Annotated in this window: 19 protein-coding genes and 1 pseudogene; 7 read left to right on the plus strand and 13 right to left on the minus strand. The window is 33.1% G+C overall.

Going from position 1 to position 21124, the window contains the following annotated elements; all coding sequences use genetic code 11:
• Positions 1–390: 390 nt before the first annotated feature.
• The 13 genes and pseudogenes from ACN4EE_RS16280 to ACN4EE_RS16340 form a co-directional block, all read right to left on the minus strand.
• Positions 391–561: a DUF2283 domain-containing protein gene (locus ACN4EE_RS16280; RefSeq protein WP_431707514.1), complete on the minus strand. Its 171-nt coding sequence runs from the start codon at positions 559–561 to the stop codon at positions 391–393.
• Positions 549–881: a hypothetical protein gene (locus ACN4EE_RS16285; protein ID WP_431707515.1), complete on the minus strand. Its 333-nt coding sequence runs from the start codon at positions 879–881 to the stop codon at positions 549–551. Before ACN4EE_RS16285 ends, ACN4EE_RS16280 begins: the two co-directional genes overlap by 13 nt.
• 21 nt (positions 882–902) lie before the next feature.
• Complete coding sequence (locus ACN4EE_RS16290; protein ID WP_431707516.1) at positions 903–3992, minus strand: CmcI family methyltransferase; 3090 nt, start codon at positions 3990–3992, stop codon at positions 903–905.
• A gap of 224 nt (positions 3993–4216) precedes the next feature.
• Complete coding sequence (locus tag ACN4EE_RS16295; RefSeq protein ID WP_431707517.1) at positions 4217–4516, minus strand: hypothetical protein; 300 nt, start codon at positions 4514–4516, stop codon at positions 4217–4219.
• A 125-nt stretch (positions 4517–4641) separates the two neighbouring features.
• Positions 4642–4971, minus strand: a complete 330-nt coding sequence (locus ACN4EE_RS16300) for a XisI protein (protein WP_431707518.1) — start codon at positions 4969–4971, stop codon at positions 4642–4644.
• Positions 4959–5375 carry a XisH family protein gene (locus ACN4EE_RS16305; RefSeq protein ID WP_431707519.1) on the minus strand — a complete coding sequence of 139 codons (417 nt, stop codon included), beginning with the start codon at positions 5373–5375 and terminating at the stop codon, positions 4959–4961. Before ACN4EE_RS16305 ends, ACN4EE_RS16300 begins: the two co-directional genes overlap by 13 nt.
• The gene (gene pseC / locus ACN4EE_RS16310) at positions 5376–6533 is read right to left on the minus strand and encodes a UDP-4-amino-4,6-dideoxy-N-acetyl-beta-L-altrosamine transaminase (protein ID WP_431707520.1); all 1158 of its coding nucleotides are present in this window, start codon (positions 6531–6533) and stop codon (positions 5376–5378) included. It lies immediately after the preceding gene.
• A 6-nt stretch (positions 6534–6539) separates the two neighbouring features.
• Positions 6540–6926 carry a HEPN domain-containing protein gene (locus tag ACN4EE_RS16315; protein ID WP_431707521.1) on the minus strand — a complete coding sequence of 129 codons (387 nt, stop codon included), beginning with the start codon at positions 6924–6926 and terminating at the stop codon, positions 6540–6542.
• Positions 6923–7282: a nucleotidyltransferase domain-containing protein gene (locus tag ACN4EE_RS16320; RefSeq protein WP_431707522.1), complete on the minus strand. Its 360-nt coding sequence runs from the start codon at positions 7280–7282 to the stop codon at positions 6923–6925. Before ACN4EE_RS16320 ends, ACN4EE_RS16315 begins: the two co-directional genes overlap by 4 nt.
• Before the next feature lie 18 nt (positions 7283–7300).
• Positions 7301–8353 (minus strand): pseudaminic acid synthase, encoded by a 1053-nt coding sequence (gene pseI / locus ACN4EE_RS16325; protein WP_431707523.1) that lies wholly within the window; start codon positions 8351–8353, stop codon positions 7301–7303.
• 31 nt (positions 8354–8384) lie between these two features.
• Complete coding sequence (locus tag ACN4EE_RS16330) at positions 8385–8987, minus strand: hypothetical protein (protein ID WP_431707524.1); 603 nt, start codon at positions 8985–8987, stop codon at positions 8385–8387.
• Positions 8988–9023: 36 nt separating this feature from the next.
• Positions 9024–9647 carry a hypothetical protein gene (locus ACN4EE_RS16335; protein WP_431707525.1) on the minus strand — a complete coding sequence of 208 codons (624 nt, stop codon included), beginning with the start codon at positions 9645–9647 and terminating at the stop codon, positions 9024–9026.
• A 73-nt stretch (positions 9648–9720) separates the two neighbouring features.
• Positions 9721–10848, minus strand: a pseudogene (locus ACN4EE_RS16340) (RNA-guided endonuclease InsQ/TnpB family protein).
• A 236-nt stretch (positions 10849–11084) separates the two neighbouring features.
• On the opposite strand from ACN4EE_RS16340, the gene ACN4EE_RS16345 reads away from it, so the two are divergent.
• From ACN4EE_RS16345 to ACN4EE_RS16375, 7 genes are all read left to right on the plus strand, one after another.
• The gene (locus ACN4EE_RS16345) at positions 11085–11678 is read left to right on the plus strand and encodes a DUF1997 domain-containing protein (protein ID WP_431707526.1); all 594 of its coding nucleotides are present in this window, start codon (positions 11085–11087) and stop codon (positions 11676–11678) included.
• A gap of 282 nt (positions 11679–11960) precedes the next feature.
• On the plus strand, positions 11961–13268 hold the full coding sequence (locus tag ACN4EE_RS16350; protein WP_431707527.1) for a DUF4214 domain-containing protein: 1308 nt from the start codon (positions 11961–11963) through the stop codon (positions 13266–13268).
• 112 nt (positions 13269–13380) lie between these two features.
• Complete coding sequence (locus ACN4EE_RS16355) at positions 13381–14688, plus strand: class I SAM-dependent methyltransferase (protein ID WP_431707528.1); 1308 nt, start codon at positions 13381–13383, stop codon at positions 14686–14688.
• The gene (locus tag ACN4EE_RS16360; RefSeq protein WP_431707529.1) at positions 14685–15734 is read left to right on the plus strand and encodes a glycosyltransferase family 4 protein; all 1050 of its coding nucleotides are present in this window, start codon (positions 14685–14687) and stop codon (positions 15732–15734) included. The genes ACN4EE_RS16355 and ACN4EE_RS16360 overlap by 4 nt, the downstream gene beginning before the upstream one ends.
• Complete coding sequence (locus ACN4EE_RS16365) at positions 15731–17017, plus strand: glycosyltransferase (RefSeq protein ID WP_431707530.1); 1287 nt, start codon at positions 15731–15733, stop codon at positions 17015–17017. The genes ACN4EE_RS16360 and ACN4EE_RS16365 overlap by 4 nt, the downstream gene beginning before the upstream one ends.
• Before the next feature lie 106 nt (positions 17018–17123).
• Entirely contained in the window at positions 17124–18353 is a 1230-nt protein-coding gene (locus tag ACN4EE_RS16370; protein WP_431707531.1) for a hypothetical protein, read from the plus strand.
• 464 nt (positions 18354–18817) lie between these two features.
• Positions 18818–20992 (plus strand): glutamine synthetase III family protein, encoded by a 2175-nt coding sequence (locus ACN4EE_RS16375; RefSeq protein WP_431707532.1) that lies wholly within the window; start codon positions 18818–18820, stop codon positions 20990–20992.
• Positions 20993–21124 lie beyond the last annotated feature (132 nt).

The following is a 21124-nucleotide window of genomic DNA, read 5'->3' on the forward strand; positions in this document are numbered from 1 at the left end:
ACTTACAAGGGTGTAAAGTTGTAAGGTTTTACAAGTTAACCTTACCTAACTTACGTTTTGGTTGTTGCTAACCTCTACTTTTGTTAGAACGGGTCGCACAGGATATAGAGTTGTCAAGGTACGTTAGGTATAATTGCTGTTCGGTGACCCGTACTAAAGATGTTCGGTATTCCACACGAGGCTTTGTAACGAAATCTTAACAATTAACCAATTTTCACTGTTCTTTAGGTATTACTACCTATTGGTTAGTGAGTTATTGAACTGTCGAGGTTCTTAACATTTTGCCCTTCGAGAATCGCCTCTAGAGGCTTTTAAATTCTCTCTAGGTCATTTCATACCTTGCTAGTGTTTATAAGACCTTAAAAAGAGGTTTTAAGCGTCTATTTCACACTAAACGAGTCGCACGATTATATTATCTTCATAAATACTATCATTGGCTTTTTGTGGTTTACGAAAACTAATATATAAAACGTCTGCATCCTCATCGTAAGTCATCCACATTTGATTTGAGGGTGCTTGAAGAAGATAAGGTATTGATTTTAAAAGATTTATTTCTGCCATAAAATACCTCGTTTAATAATTTTTTCAGGGGATGAAGTTAAAAAGGCTGTAATCACAAATCCATCATTTTCCATTTCTTTATAAACAACGACTACACATTTTTGGGAAATCACAGTTTTTTGATTCTGTTTGAGGGCGATTAGTTCATCAGTCCACCCTTTAACAATTAAATCAGGATTGGCGATGGTTTCAATAACTAAATCTTGATACCCTGCCATATAGTCGTGGTGTTCGGTAATGTGAGACAATTGTTTATAAGTTAATCGGATAGAAATATTGTTTTTTGATGTAATAATCTCGATCGTATCTTTTGATGTCATAGTTTTACTGAAATTATATCTTTAATTCTCAGGCTTCATTCCCTCCATAAATAATGAGTCGCTTTTTCGCACTCTCCCATCGGGTAATACGTCTAAATAATAACTATTAAAATTCGGGATGCAGGATTCATTGGCTTGACATATTTTAATATCAACAAACCCAACTTTTGCTAATAATCTGCTCAGGGAAAAGCGATCGTACATCCATTGGTGAATCTCGCCACTTTCTCGAAAATAACCGATTTGAGTAGGATTAAGAGCAGAATTAGGGAAGTTTTTACCCCTTAACTGATTGATCATTTGTTCTCCTTCTACTCCTAAGCGTTCAATGATAAATTGTTCATTAGGTAAGGGATTTTGAGCGAGATATTTTTTCATTTCCCCTCCTGATTCATTTCTAACTACTTGATCATACATTTCTAACATAATCCAATCATAGTTATTATTTGCTTCTTCTGAGCCTTGTAAGGCATTGTTAAGGGATTGTAAATAAAGCCTTGCAATTTTTTCTAAATCGGGAATTACGACTCGAATAATGCCCTGAGATTCTAAGACTCGATAACATTCTTTTAAGAAAGATTCGGCTTCACTTTTTGGGAAGTGTTCTAGGATGTGAGAGTGATAAACTACTTCAAAGGTGCGATCGGGAAATGGGATTCCTTGACGTAAGTTATGGGCTATTACTCCTTCGCCAGTGCTGGTAAAGTCCACATTTGTCCAGTTAGGATTAAAGTGACTTCCGCAACCTAAATTAAGAAGTTTTTTCTCTATTTTTCTAGGCTTTTTTCTCAAAAAACCATTAGTACACCATGTGAGATTATATGCAAAAAAATCACAATATTCTGCATCAATTTCATATTCATCAGAATATTTTGATAAAAATTCTTTTAAGGCTTGATGGGGTCCACTATTATAAGATTTATCTTGTGCAATATCAGAAATAATACCATCTTCAATTACTATATATTCATTTTCTTGTAAATAGGGATGGAAAAATTCTAAGACAGATTTACTGGTTTTATAGGAATGATCTGCATCTTCAATTACTAATAAAGGACGTGGTAATTTTTGAAGAAAGTCAGGGTTAAAAGTTGCTGGTAAATTTTGACCATCTCCCTCCAAAAAAGTAACATTAGGATGAGAGTGTTTTTCAACTTTCACAATATCGACTGAATAAATATGACCGTCTATTCCAAAATTAGTTAATAAATCTCCAAACCAAACAGCACTCCCCCCACTTTTAGAACCAATTTCAATAATAGTACGGGGTTTTACTTTCCATAATAAAACAGGATAAATAGCAAAATCAAAAGGATTTTTAAGTAAAGGTATATCTTTATAAGAATAGTTATGTAAACTATTTTGAATTGACATTAATAAATCATGGGGTAAACTCGTCTTGTAAGGACGTTCTAAGGTGGGAATTTTTGGTTTTTCTGGCTTTGCTAATGCCTTTGTTAAATGAGCAACGATGTTTTGAGCTTCGATATTATAAGGATTATAAGTTAGTTCCTCTTGTGCCGCTTCTAATGCTTCTTCATGTCTTCCCACTGCATTATCACAAACGGCTCTTAAACAGTGCATTCCTGCCACAAAAAGCCCCTCTTTGGCAGATTTTTCCGATAATCTCAGAGCTTCAACTTGTTTTCCTTGATTTAACAGAGATTTAGACTCTGTCATCATGGTTTTGATTTTTCTTCTCAGGGTTTTTGTTTCTTCATCGATAAAAGATTCTACTTCCTGCAAAAGTTTCTTTGCTTTATAATGATGAGGCATATTACTTAATAATATATCCAAAGTCTCGATCGCCTCATGGTATAGTTTTTGTTTGGCAAGGGCGATCGCCTTTGCATAAAGTAAAGAGGGATAGTGTTTTAAATAGTCATCATTTTTTTCCAAAAATTTAATAGTTTCAAGATTATCTTCTGAATTAATTTTTACAATTAAATTATCAAAGAATGAATTTAAGATCATTATATTTTGTGTTTTCATGGTAGCTATATCAAAAGTGTTATTTGGAAAAGGATAATGAATATTACAATAAAGATATTGATTATTATTACTTTTTAACATTTCTTGTTTTACAGTAGGATTAATATATTTATTAATTTGATCTTCACTTAAACCAATGATTAAATCACACTGATAAAAAAATGCGAGTGACTTTGCAGTGTTAGAACCCAGTGTTATGCCTAAATCAATTTTGGGTATCAATGGGAAAAACACTTCTATAGAAAAACTGTTGGCAAGTCCTGTTATTTCTAAAACTTGATAACCATTTTCTTTGAATTTATCTGCAACTATTGTTGACTGGTGATTAGTTTGTCGAGGATGTCCTTTGATGATAATAAAATCTTTTTTTGATACATACATCAAAATACAAGATAAATAACATTCTATTTCATCTTGCAAAGTTAATGTTGTTTTTGATTCTGTAAAATTAGATGTTGTAATTAAAACTATTCTTTTATGATTTTGGTTATTGATATTAATAAAAGTGTCTTCAAAAATTTTTCTGATTAGACTTTTTTGTTCTACTATTTTTGTTAGGGTTTGCTTTAAAAATTTGGAGGGTACTATTGTGCTTTTTATATCTTTATATTTTTCATGATCGTGTTTTGGAAAAATTGAATATGCTCTTTCAACTTTAAGCATACCTTGAGGATTGACATATCTTATATCTTCTCTATTTGAATCTAAAACGCCCCAACCATCTCCATAACAAATCCGATCAGCTCCTTGATAAGTCGAGAGTATTAGTTCATTACATGGCTGCCAGTTTCTACACACATAGACAATATCTGCTGTATTAATTTCCAAATAATCCCTCAAAGTATTTTTAGCCAACTCAAAATTTTTGTAACAGAGAGAATCCCACTTTTGCTGTTGAAGATATATATATTTTTCAAAATTCCATATACTACCAAGTAAAAAACAAACTTCTTTCATTTGTTCACTTGCTGATTCATCTGCATATAATCCCATGACAACAAGATAATCTTTAAATGTACCAATCCCATCATTTTCTTTGCTTTCTTGAAACTGTAAAATGGACAGTACGTTGATTAATTGTGTTGGACCTTGAGCCGTGATTATTCTTACAACAGTCATAATTTAATTATTAGTATAAATTTTGAATTTTAGTGGGTTTATTTCCTTAAGTATTACTATTAAACATTTCATTTGTTTGTCAAGGGCGATCACAACATAGTTTATCTAAATCTTTTTGTTGTTCTAAAGTTTGTTCTAGGGTTAACATATAATTTAATTTATTAAAATAATTATAAAGAGCAATTTTAATGGTGATTTTTCAACTAATTTCCTGTTTCTAATTTTCATAACATCATTAAACTTTCCAAATCTTCCTCCGCCATGGGTAAGTATTTTTTGATGATTAATCTAATCTTACTCAATTGTTCCTCTTTTGCTAAACCTAACATTCTACTTATATCTGCTAAATCTTGGGTTCGACTGGCAGATAATTTCATTAACACAAGATAGGGTAAGGCAATAATCGGTAAACCATCGGGGGCGTAATTGGGAAGTGCGATCGTATCTTTCACCCATTCATCCTCCCCGCCTTTTTCAAATCTTGATAGTTTTCTTTTTTGTGCTGATTCATCATAGATTAACATTCTTAATTTTTATCAATTTTTTCTAGGGTTATCATAAAATTTTCCTTTAAGTATTGATAATATAATATTGATATTGCTCACTCAAGTTGTAAGACAATAAAATCACATAAAATTCATTAATTAAATTAACCAATAGCAAATTCGGTAAATTCTCGTTTATACGGGGCTTGAAAACCTAATACAATATGCTCTTTTGCTACCCCCGCATCTAATAATTGATTAGCAATACCGACTTCTGTACCATCTCTTTGAATCCAAATTTTATCTTCTTTCAAATCCACATGAATAATCACACCATAAATTCTTGTTTGATCATCCCAACCAATATTTAAAACCTGATAATGGTGATTATGATCATCAAATATTAATTGAATTTCTGTATCATTTTGAGAATGATTAATCGAGTGTTGAGTTAAAATATTCTTGATTAATTGAATATAATCTATTCTTTCCATAAAACTACCTCTTGCTTAACAGAATCAAAAATCACTAATTTTATTTGGTATTCAGCAACGGAATTTTGCACAAATTGACGAGCAAAAAAATCTTCATAAGTATCTTTTGGGATTGCTAAATATAAAGTTCGCTCTGGTTCAACTTGTTTTAATGCTAGTCTATAATTGAGGAATTGACCTAATGCTAAATGAAATTCTTTAACGGCAGAAGCGCCCAAAAAAGATTTGATCTCGATCGCTATTTTTTGACCAGATTTTTGCGCAGTAATTAATCTTTCTGCACCTAAATCAATATAAAACTCAATATCATTCAACTTTATGAAAAAAGGATCGTGGGTAATACGCCAACCATCTTTTTCTATAGCGACAAGCACTGATTGATGAAATAAATCTTTTGCGGACATCTATTTACTCAAAATATTCTTTAAAGTATTAACAATATAGTCTTGATCATCCTCAGTTAAATCATAATATAAGGGAATACTCAGGCTCGATCGATAATAACTTTCCGATTCTGCAAAATCACCATCATTAAAACCTAAATTCTGATAATAGGGTTGCAAATGAACAGGAATATAATGTAAGTTTACCCCGATATTGGCTTTTCTTAACTCCTCAAAAACTTCTTGATGACTTTTACTAATTTCATCTAACTTCAAACGAATAATATATAAATGCCAACTAGAATTGGTGTCAGGATGCTGATAGGATAAAGTTAAAGGTAAATCTGCTAATAACTGATTATATCTTTGGGCTAAATAACGTCTTTTACTGACAAATTCATCTAACCTTTTTAGTTGCGATAAGCCTAAACCTGCTTGAATATCGGTGATACGGTAATTGAATCCTAACTCTAATTGTTGATAATACCAACCGCCGTGAAATTCTTCTGTCATTAAGTCGGGGTTTCTAGTGATGCCGTGGGTGCGTAAACGGATTAATTTTTGATATAACTGTTCATTATTGGTAGTAATTATTCCCCCTTCTCCTGTGGTGATAATTTTAACAGGATGGAAGCTAAACACTGTTAAATCTGAATATTGACAGTTACCGACTTTTTTCCCTTGATATTCTGCACCGATGGCATGGGAAGCATCCTCAATGATTCTAAAGCCGTATTGTTGGGATAATTGATAAATTTGGTCTATTTCGCATGATTGCCCAGCTAAATGAACAGGAATGACTATTTTCGGGATTTTTCCTTGTTTTAATTTTTCTGTTAATCTCTCAAGGCTTAAGTTATAGGTATAGGGGTTTATATCCACAAAATCCACTTTTGCACGGCAGTATAAGCCACAGTTAGCAGAAGCGACAAAAGTTATGGGAGATGTCCATAAAAGCTCATTTTCCCCTAATTCTAAGGCTAAACAACTTAAATGAAGTCCTGCGGTGGCACTAGAGACGGCAACGGCATATTTAACTCCACAATAATCAGCAATAGCTTGTTCAAATTTTTCAATAGTAGGTCCTTGAGTAAGCCAATCGGATCGTAAAATTTCGATAACAGCGTTGATGTCTTCTTGACTAATATTTTGTTTGCCGTAAGGGATATATTTATTCATAGTAGATTATGATAATTCAGAGGTTAAATACTGATAGGCAAAATTTAACATTTCTTCCGCTTGGGAAATAAATTTATTCGCTTCAATGGAGTTTAAATTAGGGTTATAGTCATAATCTGCTCTATTTCTTTGATCTTGAGTATCAATTAGATAACGATGATATTGAGACGGAATTTTCTGGGTTTTTACGAAATATTTACCAATAGCGGAAATAACGGCAGAATGACTAGAAAATGAGAGATTTTCGGATAAAAGTAAGGCTTCAGCTACATAAAACATAGCATAATAAGCCCTCGATGTGGCAAACTCTGGATAATCTTGATTATTCAATTCTTTAGCTGCATTCAAACTTCTTTTCGCTTTGATTAATAAATATTCTTGCTCTTTAATCATAAAATAATTCCCTCTTTTCTAATATTAAGAAAAAAAGGACTATTACTATTAACATAATCAAAACTATTGGTAAATCCACGAGAGATTACTATATCGTATGTTAAAGAAATATTTGAGATAAATTTGCTAGTTTTATCTATTTCTTCTGAATAGTTGAAATCAGTTTTTAAGACAATTAAAATATCATAATCAGAATCGGGGCGATCGTCACCTCTAGCACGAGAACCAAACAAAATTATTTTATCTAATTTTTCTTTATATAATTCAATAAAAAAAGTTTTTAATATATTTAAAACATTTTTTTCTAAATCATCTAATATAAAGTATTTTGTATTTTCTTTTAATTGAACTATCATTAATAACTCCTTTTGATTTTATTCTATCAATTCCCAAGTTAAAGGTGTTCCTTTTTTCACGGCTTGATTAACTTTTTTACCTAACAATAAATCATAATATTTTGGTGCTAATCCATATCCGGGGCGAATCCGTCTGAGATTTTCTGAGGTTAATATATCCCCTTTTTCTAAGTCTTCTACAATATAGATCGATCGACGATAAACTAGGGATTTTTTTTCGGCTTCTGTCGCCCCATAACTAATTTTACCGAGGGATTGCCATGCTCTTTTACTTTCCATAACTAACTGTTGCATTTCCTCTGGTTGCATAGAAAAATCTGCATCCACTCCACCATCGGCTCGATCGAGGGTAAAATGTTTTTCAATGAAAGTTGCTCCCAATGCCACACTCGCAACGGATACCCCAATACCCATAGTATGATCCGATAATCCTACTTGCACATCGAATAAATCTCTTAAATGGGGAATAGTTAAGATATTAGTGTTTTCTGGGGTTGCAGGGTAGGTGCTAGTGCATTTTAATAAAATTATATCCTCACAACCGGCACTTCTAGCAGTTCTGACGGTTTCGTCTAACTCGGCAATACTTGCCATACCTGTAGAGATAATCAGGGGTTTTCCTGTACTGGCTACCTTGCGAATTAAGGGTAAATCAGTATTTTCAAAGGAAGCGATTTTATAACAAGGAGTGTTTAAAGATTCGAGAAAATCAACGGCGGATTCATCAAAGGGTGTACTAAAGGCAACTATACCTAATTCTCGACAACGGTTAAATATCGGTTCGTGCCATTCCCACGGGGTGTAAGCCTGTTGATATAATTTGTAAAGGGAATTACCAGCCCATAAACTGTTAGGATCATTAATGAAAAATTCTCCTTCGTCAATGTCTAACGTCATTGTACCTGCGGTGTAAGTTTGTAGTTTTAAACCCTGTACTCCTGCTTTGGCGGCGGCTTCGACAATTTGCAAAGCTCGATCGAGGGATTGATTATGATTCCCTGACATTTCGGCTACTATGAAGGGGGGATGATTCGGGGATATTTGATAGTTTTCGATCGTTATGGGTTTCATTTTAAAAATGCCTCAAAGGAAAAAATTAAGATTAAATTTGTTTAAGAGTTTCTTGAAATAAGAAGCTAATTGCTCCCATTAATTTTGCTAGTTCTTCTAAAGTATAATATTTAAGATTTTTAGTAAAAATGCTATCTTGTAGTTTTCCAAATTCCCAAATTTTACCGTTAGAAACAATGCCAAAGACAATATTATTTTGATTATTATTAAGTTTTTGAACTGCTATTAATTCTGCAAAACATTGTCCCCAACCTTCTTCAAAATTATCTTTTTTAGCTTCTACTAAAATTAAATAAGGTTGTTCTAAAATTACTTTTCCTCTGGGCGATCGTTGCGCAATCATATAATCAGGAATACCTGATAAATTTTCGTCATATTTTAAAGGTTGATGACTCCACAATATTAGTTTTTCTCTATATTTAAGCCAAATTTCTACTAAAATTGGAGATATTATATTTTCACAAATAGCATATTCAGAGTTAAAAACAATTCCTTCTTTGATGATTAATTCTAATCGATTAACAAAATAAGGATCAATGTTAAATTCGATTTCCTTAATAAAATTATCTTCTTGATAAGAAAAGGGAAATTGTTGTAAAACATCATTAATATTTTTATAGTTATTGAATGACATGATGGATATTTCCTGTTATAAAGATAATTAATTATTTTAATTTTCTAATTCTAGTTTACCTAACATAATTAAACTTTCTAAATCTTCGATCGCACTAGGTAAATATGTTTTTACAACTTCTCTAATTTTAATTAATTCTGGCTCTTTTGCTAAACCCAACATTCTACTAATATCTGCTAAATCCTGAGTGCGACTAGCTGATAATTTCATCAAGATTAGATAAGGTAAAGCAATTATGGGCAAACCATCTGGGGCATAATTAGGTTTAGAAATCGCCTCTGCAACCCATTCATCTTCCCCTACCAATACGTCTAAAGAAGTATTATCTGCTAATTGCCATTGACTACCTGAAATGCTTAAATCTCCAATTTTTTGGCTATTAGCATTTTGCAAATCTTGATAAACAAGTTCACAATCTTCAGGTTTAATTAAAATATCAATATCTAATGTCATTCTTTCAGGCATATACAATCGAGTTGCGATACCCCCGACAATAACAAAAGATGCGTGTGTGATAATAGAATTTAAGTTACTCACAGGATAAGTCCAAGTACGTTTGTGTAAAAATTCGACACTACTACCCGTACCTGATTTTACTCTTTTTTTGATTAAATTAATAAAAAACTGCCTTTTTTGTAATGATAAATCTTGAATCAACATTGTTTCTTTATATTTGAAAAATCTTTTTATATGATTTGACACTCCCACGACTGAAGTACGTGGGATTCTTGGTTCATAGAGGTTGCTTACCCTGACAGGTATTGCTACCAATCAAAATAGAGGCATCTTCTCCCCAAGCGTTTATTGCCTTAAAGACAAAAGTTCCCGTATGCCCTACGGTACTTAGAGCCTTTTTCAAAATATTGATAGCCGCATTAATATCTCTATCACAAATGAATCCACAATGAGGACATATATGGGTTCTGACTGACAGAGATTTTTGTACTTTTTGACCACAATTAGAACAATCTTGGCTAGTATTATAAGGGGGTACAGCTACTGTTATTTTCCCATATTTATACCCAAAATATTCTAACCAACGTCTAAAGTTACTCCAAGCCGCATCACTAATACTTTTTGCTAAATGTCGATTTCTTACCATGTTCTTCACAGCTAAATCTTCGTAGGCGATCAAATCGCTAGATTGAATTAAACGCAGTGCCTTCTCTTTGGCGAACTCTTCTCGTTGCCTACTTACTTTTAGATGTTTCCGAGCATATCGATTTTTAGCTTTTAAGTAGTTTTTTGAAACAGTACATTTCCATCACTATCAGCATAAAAGTATTTTAAACCAACATCAATACCTACACAATGTTTAGTAGGTTCATATTCTTTTGGTTTTATTGCCCTTACATCTTCTTTGATGTTGAATTGGACATAGTACCCGTCAGCACGTTTAACAATTCTCACTCTTTTGATCTGATCAATCTGGAAATAGTTTAAATCTCGACTACCTTTGAGTTTCAACTTCCCTATTCCTTTTTTGTCAGTGAAAGTGATAGATTTTCTGTCTTCAGACAACTTCCAACCGCTTGTCTTATATTCTACGCTTCTCTGATTTTTTTTGAATTTTGGATAGCCTTTCTTTTTGATATTAGGCTGTTTACACTTATCATAAAAACGAGATATAGCAGACCAAGTTGGTTCGACAGATGCCTGACAAGCACTTGAGTTTAAATCAGCAACAAAAGGAAACTCTTTACGCAATATAGTGGAATAATGATATAAGCCTTTTTGACCTACACCTTTATTATCCATCCAAAAACGAAGGGATTTATTGCGAATGAACTGTTCTAATCGCTTCATCTATGGCTTGGTATTGAGTTGTTTTGCCTACTGCCTTAAACTCCAGGATAAACATTTTACTTTATTTGTGCTGACGTAAATATCTTAGCATAGTAAAATAAAAAATGACAACTAATTTTAGAAAAAATATTCTCGACACCCGCATATTGTGTCGCAATACATCTCACCGCTAAAGCAATCGATGCTCTTTGCGAAGTTGTTGTAAAAAGCAATCCATGGATAACGAAAGATAGAGTTCCTAATATCGTACAATTGAGAATTAATTTTACCTCAAGTAAGGAGTTACAATCATTGTTTAACCATAGCGAAATTTATTTTCAGGCACAAGAAACGGTGAATTTGGAAGTCAAACAACAAACTATCCCCATTCAACACTATCTAAGACAACCCTTTCGTCTTGTCAAAACTATTGCTAATGAAAGATTAATGAAAGTACTGGGTTTCGATCGTTATCAACTGCAAATGAAGCCCATTAATTTTTTAGAAATTTATCACTTTCAACCCACCGTGATTTTAAAAGTTTGGACGGGGGCAAGTGGAAATGTTTACTTGCAATCAGAATCTTGTGAAATCAAAGGAATTGACTATATAAATCAAAGATTTTCTCTCGACTTAAAAGGAAAATTAACCCCCATAGAAAGAGAAGGAAAAACCTATTTACAAGGACAAGCAAATTTAACCGTCAAAGTTGATTTACCTCCTCCTTTGTGGTTAACCCCAAAATCTATTTTACAAACCACTGGTAATAGTTTACTAAAAGGTGTTTTAATGCGGATTAAACATCAATTAGTCTCTCAACTATTGCAAGATTACTATACTTTCTCAAAAGAGGAAAAAATGGACTCCTTTAACAATACTTTATTTCCTAGTAATTTACCTTCCTAAAAATAAGCACAAGCCACCCATATTCGATCACTATGAATCAAGAATAGGTGGCTAAATTTTATACTTTAATTATCATCAAAAAAAATAAAATTAACAAGTATTTAAAAAATATATACAGCTTTAAAAAAGGAAATTACTGAAAAAAATTTTTTAATAATTTGAACGCCATACTGTAGAAATAAAAATTATTAATTTTATTACATTTTGTTAATAACATTGGCTGTTTTTATAATATTCAACATATAATATAAGTGTTACTTTTGTATAAGAGATTATGAGATTATGGTCAATGCGAACTTAGGCAACAGTTCAGGAGTGGTGGACGGTAGTTTTTTTACAGCGACAGGAACGACAACCCAAGCCTCTCCTGACACATTTTTGTTTAAATTAGACAATGGTTTAGGGATTGTACACTTAAACCTTTTTAATATTATCGGGGGTGATGCTGATGTAGAACTTTACGAAGACACTAACTCTAATGGAATTTTAGATGATAACGATCGTCTATTGGATTCTTCAATAAGAGGAGGTACTGAGGAAGAAGTTATTAAACTAACGAGTGACAGTAACTTAAACAAATTCATAAAAGTTTTTCCCTTTGGTAGCAATAATAATATTCAATATAATCTTTCATTAACATCAACACAAAATGTTGCTAACAATCAAGTAGCAATTAATTTATCACCAAACAATACTGGTACTTTCTCAGACTTTTTATTCCCAGATACGGAATTTCATGCCATAGAATACACAACGTCAACCACTGGAGTAATTTTTGGTCAGTTAGCTACAGATTTTGGAAATCCAGTTATCAATCTGAAAGTTTTTGATGACTCTAATTCTAATGAAATTTTTGATACAAGGGATCAATTATTAAGTGAACAAAGAATTGAAGGTGCAGGTTTTGTAGCTATACCTGTGGAGCAAGGACGAGGTTTTGTTCAATTAGAAAGATTATCTGGGGATGGACAATATGAAATTATCGCTTCTTATGCGAATGCTGGTACTACAAATACAAGTGCCTTAACCTTAAGAGGTGGCACGGCACAAATAGCTTATGTTGCTTATTATGGCAGACCTGCTGATCCTAGTGGCGTTAATTTTTGGAATACAACTTTGAGCAATAACAATGTTAACTATTCTCCCCGTCGAGGAGATGTTTTAACAGGCAATACAAAAACTATCTATGATCGAATCGTGAATGATTTTGGTAATTCTGCCGAAGCTGATCGTTTATTTCGTGGCATGAGTAATAGTCAAAAAGTTAATCAAGTCTATAACTTTGCGTTCGATCGAAATGCAGAAACCCAAGGCTTAAATTATTGGACGAATCAACTTAATAACGGTGCCGTCACCTTAGCTAGTTTTGCCTTAGAAGTAGCTTTAGGCGCTCAAAATCAAGATATTATTGTCTTAAGAAATAAAATAACCAGTGCGGATTTGTTTTCCAATTCCATTAACACTGCTCAAGAAAGAAATGCTTATCGGGGGGCTGAGGGCGAAATTTTTGGACGAAATTGGTTAGACCCCGTAAACACTTTTACTACTACTCAAAATCAAGTAGATTCGGCTTTAGCTGTCTTAGTTTAATAGACTTTAGCCCTCCTAAAACAGAATTAAGTCGATGTGGAATGAATGAATTTGTAGGTTGGGTTAGTAGCGTAACCCAACAAAAATCACAAATATTTAACTAAGGTACAGCATGATAGAAACAAAATACATCAATATTACCAAGGAAGAAATTGAAAATAAACTGATTAAAGAAATTAAAAATCTTAAGACGAATAAAACGAATAATAATATACTAGAGCCTATCAATTTTCCCTTAAATATTATGGAATCTCAAATTAAATATCTTCAAGGTTTTATTAATACCGCTAAATCAAGGGTGCAAATCAGAGAGACATTACCAGATTCTTTTCATAAATTTCCTCTAGTTATATTTAAACCTTTTGGCAAGTTATTATTAAAAATATTAAATGTCTTATTTAAAGACCAAAGAGAAGTTAATAATAATATTATCGGAGCTTTAGAAGAATCGGTAAAACTTAATCAAATGTTGTTAGAAGAAATTAAAAAAGTTAATTTACATTCTCAGAATGAGTTAAGTAAAATGGCTCTGAATTTTGATTTATTAAATTATAATTTAGATGAAAAAAATAATCAAGTTTATGAAAAATTTAATCATCTGGAAAAAAGACAAGAAGATTTATTTTATAAAACAGTGTATTTTCAAGGGGATTTAACACAACAAAAAACCTTATTAAACTGGTTTATTAATCAACAATCTGAGAAAAATATAAACAAAGATAATAATGATGAACAATTATCGCCTCAAAAAGAATATAAGTATTTAGATAGTTTTTATTTAGCTTTAGAAAACAAATTTAGAGGCTCAAGAGCAGATATTAAAAATCAGCAAAAACAAGATTATTTTTCTTTATTAAAAGACTTAAATATTGACGCTTCCAATGTAGAAATTTTAGATATAGGGTGTGGCAGAGGAGAATGGTTAGAATTATTGCAAGAGTCTGGATATAAAGCCCAAGGAATTGATCTTAATGATATTATGGTGCAAGAGTGTCGAGAAAGAGGTTTCGATGTCGTTAGCCAAGATGGAATAAATTATTTGCAGTCTCGATCGAACCAAAGTATAAAATTAATTACAGGATTTCATTTAATTGAACATTTACCTTTTCCTATTTTATGGCAATTATTGAGCGAAAGTTTACGGGTTTTGAAATCGGGAGGATTAGTGATTTTTGAAACCCCAAATCCTGACAACATATTAGTAGCTAGTCGTAATTTTTATATCGATCCGACTCATCGTAATCCGTTGCCTAGTGCAATGGTCAAATTTTTGCTAGAATCGATCGGTTTTGTTAATGTCGAAATTGTTAACCTGCATCCTATCTCCCATCAGAATATTGAAGGAGGGGAATTAGCAAATAGATTTAATGAATACTTTTATTGTAGTCAAGATTATGCTGTAATTGGATATAAACCATGAAAATAGTCGTTCTTTCTGTATCAGCACCTTTTATCATGGGGGGGGCGGAAATTCATGCCGATTCCTTAGTCAAAGCCTTAAAAGAATTTGGTTATGAAGTGGAATTGGTAACTATTCCCTTTAAAACCTATCCTAATCAACGAATATTAGATACAATGCTGATGTTTCGTTTATTGGATATTACAGAATCTAGTGGACAAAAAATTGATTTGCTGATACCTTTAAAATTTCCTGCTTATTTAACACCCCACGATAATAAAGTTTTATGGTTACTTCATCAACATCGAGATGCTTATGATTTATGGAATAATCCGATGTGTGGTTTAGCCCATAATCCTGATGGGCAACAGGTGAAAGATACGATTATTAACAGTGATAATAAGGCTTTTGCTGAGTGTCGTAAAATTTTTGCCAATTCTCACAATGTCGCTAAAAGACTGAAAAAATTTAATGGAGTGGATTCTATTCCCCTTTATCATCCCCCTAAAAATGCCCATCAGTTTTATTGTGAAGATTCTCAAAGTTATTTCTTTTTTCCTAGTCGCTTAACCAAAATTAAAAGACAAGAATTGATTTTAGAGGCTATGGCAAAAACTCATTATCCCGTTAAAGTTGTCTTTGCTGGAGGCGCTGATGACGGTAAGTACGATCGAGATTTACAGATTTTAGCAGAAAAATTAGGCATTCTCGATCGAGCCATTTTTGTTGGGAGGATTTCTGAGGAGGAGAAATTAAAATATTATGCCGAGTGTTTAGGGGTGATATATCCGCCGTTAGATGAAGATTATGGTTATGTAACTCTGGAGGGAATGTTAGCGTCAAAGCCTGTCATTAGTTGCAGTGATTCAGGAGGTCCTTTAGAATTTATCATAGAAGAAGAAACTGGTATTATTGCAGATGCTAACCCTTTGAGTATCGCCCAAGTAATGGATAAATTGTGGATCGATCGTAACTTATCAAGTACAATGGGCAAAAATGCTAGAAAACATTATGAATCTATGAATATTACTTGGTCAAATGTCATTGAAAAATTAACTACCCCATGAAAATAAATTGGTTTTCTCCCTTACCACCCGCTAAAACAGAAATAGGTAACTACACACAAAAAATTTTACCTTATTTACAAGAAAAATTAGATATAACACTTTGGACAAATCAATCACACTGGAATCAAGATTTAGAAAAATATGCTGTGGTTAAACAATATACATTAGAGAAACTTCCCGTATTTGAATTAAATCAAGGGGATGTCAATATTTATAACCTAGGTAATAATGCTAGTTTTCATGATAGTATCTGGTACATTTCTCGACAATTCCCCGGCATTGTTATTCTTCATGATGAGAAAATGCAAGACTTTTTTTATATGCTATCAGAGGATAAAAATAACTATATCCAGTATATGAAAAACACTTATGGAAAAGAAGGAGAAAAAAATGCTCGATTATTTTTACATGGTTATAAATCCATAGAATTTATGACAGACAATTATCCCTTAACGCCCCTTGCTTTAGAAAATGCTTTAGGAGTCATCACCCATAATAAAAACACATACTTAACTTTAGGAAAATCTAATCAGTGGATAACAGGATATACTCCCCTTCCTTATATTAACGATAATTCTAACCCTGTTATATCCATCAAAACCTCTAGTATTCCCTATAAACTCATTATTTTTGGTTTTATCGGCAAAAACCGCCGTTTAACGTCAATTTTACAAGCATTATCACAATTCCCACATAAAAACAGTTTTTCTTTAGACATTTATGGTGAATTATGGGATGAAAATTATATTCAAACGCAAATTAAAACATTAAATTTAGAAAATTTAGTAACTATTCATGGTTTTGTTTCTGATGATGAATTAAACAACGCTTTAACTCAAGCGGATTTAGCATTAAATTTACGGTATCCAACTATGGGAGAGGCTTCGGGGAGTCAACTACGGCTTTGGAGTCATGGCTTACCTTCCCTTGTTACTGATATTGGTTGGTATCGTAATTTAAACCCCTCTGCCGTTGCTTTTGTGAGACATAATCACGAAATTGAGGATATTCAGAGACATTTACAAGATTTTCTTGATAATCCTCAAAAGTATCAAAATATGGGCAAAATAGGTAAAGAAATTCTCGAAAAAGATCATAATCCATCTTTATATACTAAGGCAATTCTTGATTTTACTACTCAAGTCTGTAAATATAGATCTCATTCTAGTCTCGATCGAATGGTTAAAAGGGTAGCAATGGAGTTAAACTATTTAAGTCCTAATGTGAAATCAAAACATAATCTGCGTCACGTTAGTGAAATTATAAAATTTATTGTATCTTAGTCATTTTCATAACCCCCACCCAAAATAGTATTTTGTGAGAGATTTCGATCGACTTTAATTTTTGGTAGAATTAGGATGAATTGTCAAAAGATAAAATAGGACAAAAATGTTTAGACAAATTGGGGATTTTATCAGTGTATTTTTTACGAAATCCAGAAAGATCAATGATGAACCAGTTAACAAAGTAAGTTTAACGGTTATTATTCTCATTGATTTGTTTATTTTGTTTAATGTTTTCGCAGGATTAGATGACATTAGCCGATGGTATTTAAGTCCTTCTCAAGCCTATTTTTGTTATTCTCCATGGCAAAGTTATCAAACAGATACAAGACAAGATAAAGATTTTATTATAGTAAGTGAAGCCTTAAATAGAAGTCCCAATATACCAGAATATGAAAGAGAATATAATCAAAATAAATTAGGTAAAGTATCCCCTATTTGTACAGATTTTGACAATCTGAAAAATCAAATAAATCAACCTAATAATAAACAGATTTTTACTACCATTGAGACTAAACAAAAACAAGTAGCTTCCCTCCAAGAAAAAAATCGCAATATTCGCAGTCAATACGACTCTACTTTATTAGAAAAAATAGCAGGACAACCAAGTAATTTATCGATTAATGAAATTCAAGCCCAACAAGCAAAACAGGAATTAGATAAAAATAATCTTACTATCGCTAATCTTGAGAGTGAAATAAACAATTTAAAACAAGAATTATTAGCTAGTAATGAAAGTGTTAATTTCTTAAACTTATTAAATGCTCAAGACAAATTTGAAGCGGTAAAAGCTGGTTATGAAAGGGCTTCTTTTTGGTATCCGACTATCCAAATATTTTTACAACTTTTATTTTTAATACCCCTTATCTTTATCAGTTTATGGATTCATAAAGTAGCCTTAGAAAAAGGATATGGATTAATTGCCTTGATGAGTTGGCATTTATTAGTTATCTTTTTTATCCCTTTATTGATTAAAGTATTTGAGTTTTTACAAGTAGGCGTAATTTTTAAGTTTTTATTTGATATTATTACCGTTATTTTCGGAGGATTAATATTTTTAATTAGCTATTTATACATTTTTATTATTCCTGTCATTGGTTTTGGTATTATCAAATTTTTTCAACAAATTGTCTTTAATCCGAAAAGTCAAGCAAGTAAAAGAATTGAAAAATCTCGTTGTTTAAATTGTGGTAAAAAAATTCAAAGTCATCATAATCATTGTCCTCATTGTGGTTATTATCAATATGTAGAATGTGAAAATTGTCATAATTTAACTTATAAATTTATGCCTTATTGTTATCATTGTGGAACACTCAATGAACACCGTCAACAGTAGCTGTTAGATACGGGAGGGAAAAACCTCCATAGGGGTGCTGAAAAAGTATTTTGATGAGGATAGTGAATAATGAATAATGAATAATGAATAATGAATAGTTTTTAATTCTTAATTCGGGTTTGCTGAATAAATCAGAAGTCTATTAAAATCAAGGGTTTAGACAAACTACATTACTAAAAAAGTGTGCAGTTTTAGCAATTTTCACTCAAAAAATGAGCATTTTTTACGGAATTTTATTCACAACAATCTTGTAATTATATGTCAATACAAAGCCTCGAAACCTTGATTTTGTAAGCTATTCACTCTTCCCTTTTCCCTCTTCCCTTTTCCCTCTTCCCTATCTTCATCAAAAGACTTTTTCAACAGACTTAGCTTCTTGATAAATTGACAAATTGTTCTCAATGGACTTTTATCAAAGTCTTAACTTCTTAGAATGGAAGATTATGTTTAAAAAAAAAGTAACTATGAGCGGAAATAATTCACGGGTTCAGGCTATAAAAGAAATTACCAACAGACAAGTTAAGCCTTTTAACAGCCCTAAACGATTAGAAGAAATGTGGGCAAAAGATGTTTTTACCCTCGCTAAGATGCAGGAGTGCCTTCCTAAAGATATTTTTAAATCTCTGAAAAAAACCATTCAAACAGGCGAACCTCTTGATGTGTCTATCGCTGATGTGGTGGCTACGGCGATGAGAGACTGGGCAATTTCCAAAAAAGCCCTCTATTACGCCCACGTTTTCTATCCCCTCACCAACTCTACAGCAGAAAAACATGATGGTTTTGTGTCCGTACAGGGTGACGGTTCTGTCATTTCTGAGTTTGCTGGTAAAGTGTTAGTAAAAGGTGAACCTGATGGCTCTTCTTTCCCTAATGGGGGAATTCGATCGACCTTTGAAGCTAGAGGCTATACTGCTTGGGATGTCACCAGCCCTGCTTATGTCATGGAAACCGATAATGGCGTAACTCTTTGTATTCCTACAGTATTTGTATCTTGGACTGGGGAAGCCTTAGACAAGAAAACTCCCCTCCTTCGATCGAACGCCGCCATGAATAAAGCCGCTCGTAAAGTCTTAAAATTATTAGGACATCAAGATATTGCTCCCGTCAACTCCAGTTGTGGTGCTGAACAAGAGTACTTCTTAGTTGATGCCAATTTTGCCCATAGTCGTCCTGACTTATTATTGGCAGGTAGAACTTTATTTGGCAAACCCTCCGCTAAAGGACAAGAATTTGATGATCACTACTTCGGTGCGATTCCTGAAAGAGTACAAGTGTTCATGCAAGATGTGGAAGAATCCATGTATCGTTTAGGGATTCCAGCGAAAACCCGTCATAACGAAGTCGCCCCTGGACAATTTGAATTAGCTCCCTTCTTTGAAGCGGCAAACGTAGCGACAGATCATCAACAGTTAACCATGACCATTTTACGCAAAATGGCGAAAAAACACGGTTTTATCTGTTTACTCCATGAGAAACCCTTTGCAGGTATTAACGGCTCAGGTAAGCACGTTAACTGGTCTGTAGGCAATGCTACACAAGGTAACTTATTAGATCCGGGTGACACTCCTCACGCTAACGCTCAATTCTTGATCTTTTGTGGTGCAGTGATTCGAGGCGTTCATAAATACGGTCCCCTTTTACGCGCTGTTGTCGCAACTGCTAGTAATGATCACCGTTTAGGCGCAAATGAAGCCCCTCCTGCCATTATGTCCGTGTATTTGGGTTCACAATTAGAGGACGTTTTTGAACAAATCCGTAACGGAGAGATTAAAGGTTGTCAACTAGCTCAAACTATGAATATCGGTGTTGATACTTTACCAGAGTTTCAAAAAGACCCCGGCGATCGAAATCGTACTTCTCCCTTTGCCTTTACGGGTAATCGTTTCGAGTTTCGTGCTGTAGGTTCAGGACAATCGGTAGCTGGTCCTTTAGTAGCCATGAATACCATTTTAGCGGACTCCTTGAACTGGATTGCAGAAAAATTAGAAGCCGAATTGAGCAACGGTACAGAATTAAATATTGCTATTCACAAAATCCTCAAGGAAATCATGGAAAAACACGGTAACGTAGTTTTCGGCGGTAATGGTTATTCCGAAGAATGGCATAAAATGGCAGTGGAAGAAAGAGGTTTAGCTAATTTACCCACAACAGCAGATGCTTTACCTGTTTTAACCGAAAAATATATTGAGGAATTATTTGAAAGAACTGGAGTACTATCTCCCGTAGAGTTAGAAAGTCGTTATGAAGTCTATGCCGAACAATATTTACTTTCCCTTGAAGTGGAAGCTAAATTAGTGATTAGCATGGCGAAAACCATTATCTATCCTGCGGCGATGAAATATTTATCCAATCTTACTGCTACTATGGGTAGTCTCAAGGAAATTGGTATTGAAGTTGATACCACTCCTGTTAAAAAAGTGGCTCAATTAAATGATACGATGATGGCAGAAGTCTATAAATTAAGCCATGCCCTTAGTAAACATGATTTTGACAGTACTAAAGATCATCTTCAATATTATGCTAAAACCGTTCGATCGTTAATGGACGAAGTGCGCAAATATGCCGATGCCTTAGAAGCTGAAATTTCTGACGAGTTGTGGCCTTTACCCACTTATCAAGAGATGCTATTTATTAAGTAGGGATCATCGATAATTTAGCTTAAACGGCGAGAAGCCCCACACTTTGTTTTCGAGTAAAAAAAATAATTAAAACAAGTGTGGGATGAATCGCCAGTGACGTGATAAAATAACTATAGGTTAACCACCTCAACC

It is taken from the genome of Geminocystis sp. CENA526 (assembly GCF_050753365.1).
GTDB lineage: Bacteria > Cyanobacteriota > Cyanobacteriia > Cyanobacteriales > Cyanobacteriaceae > Geminocystis.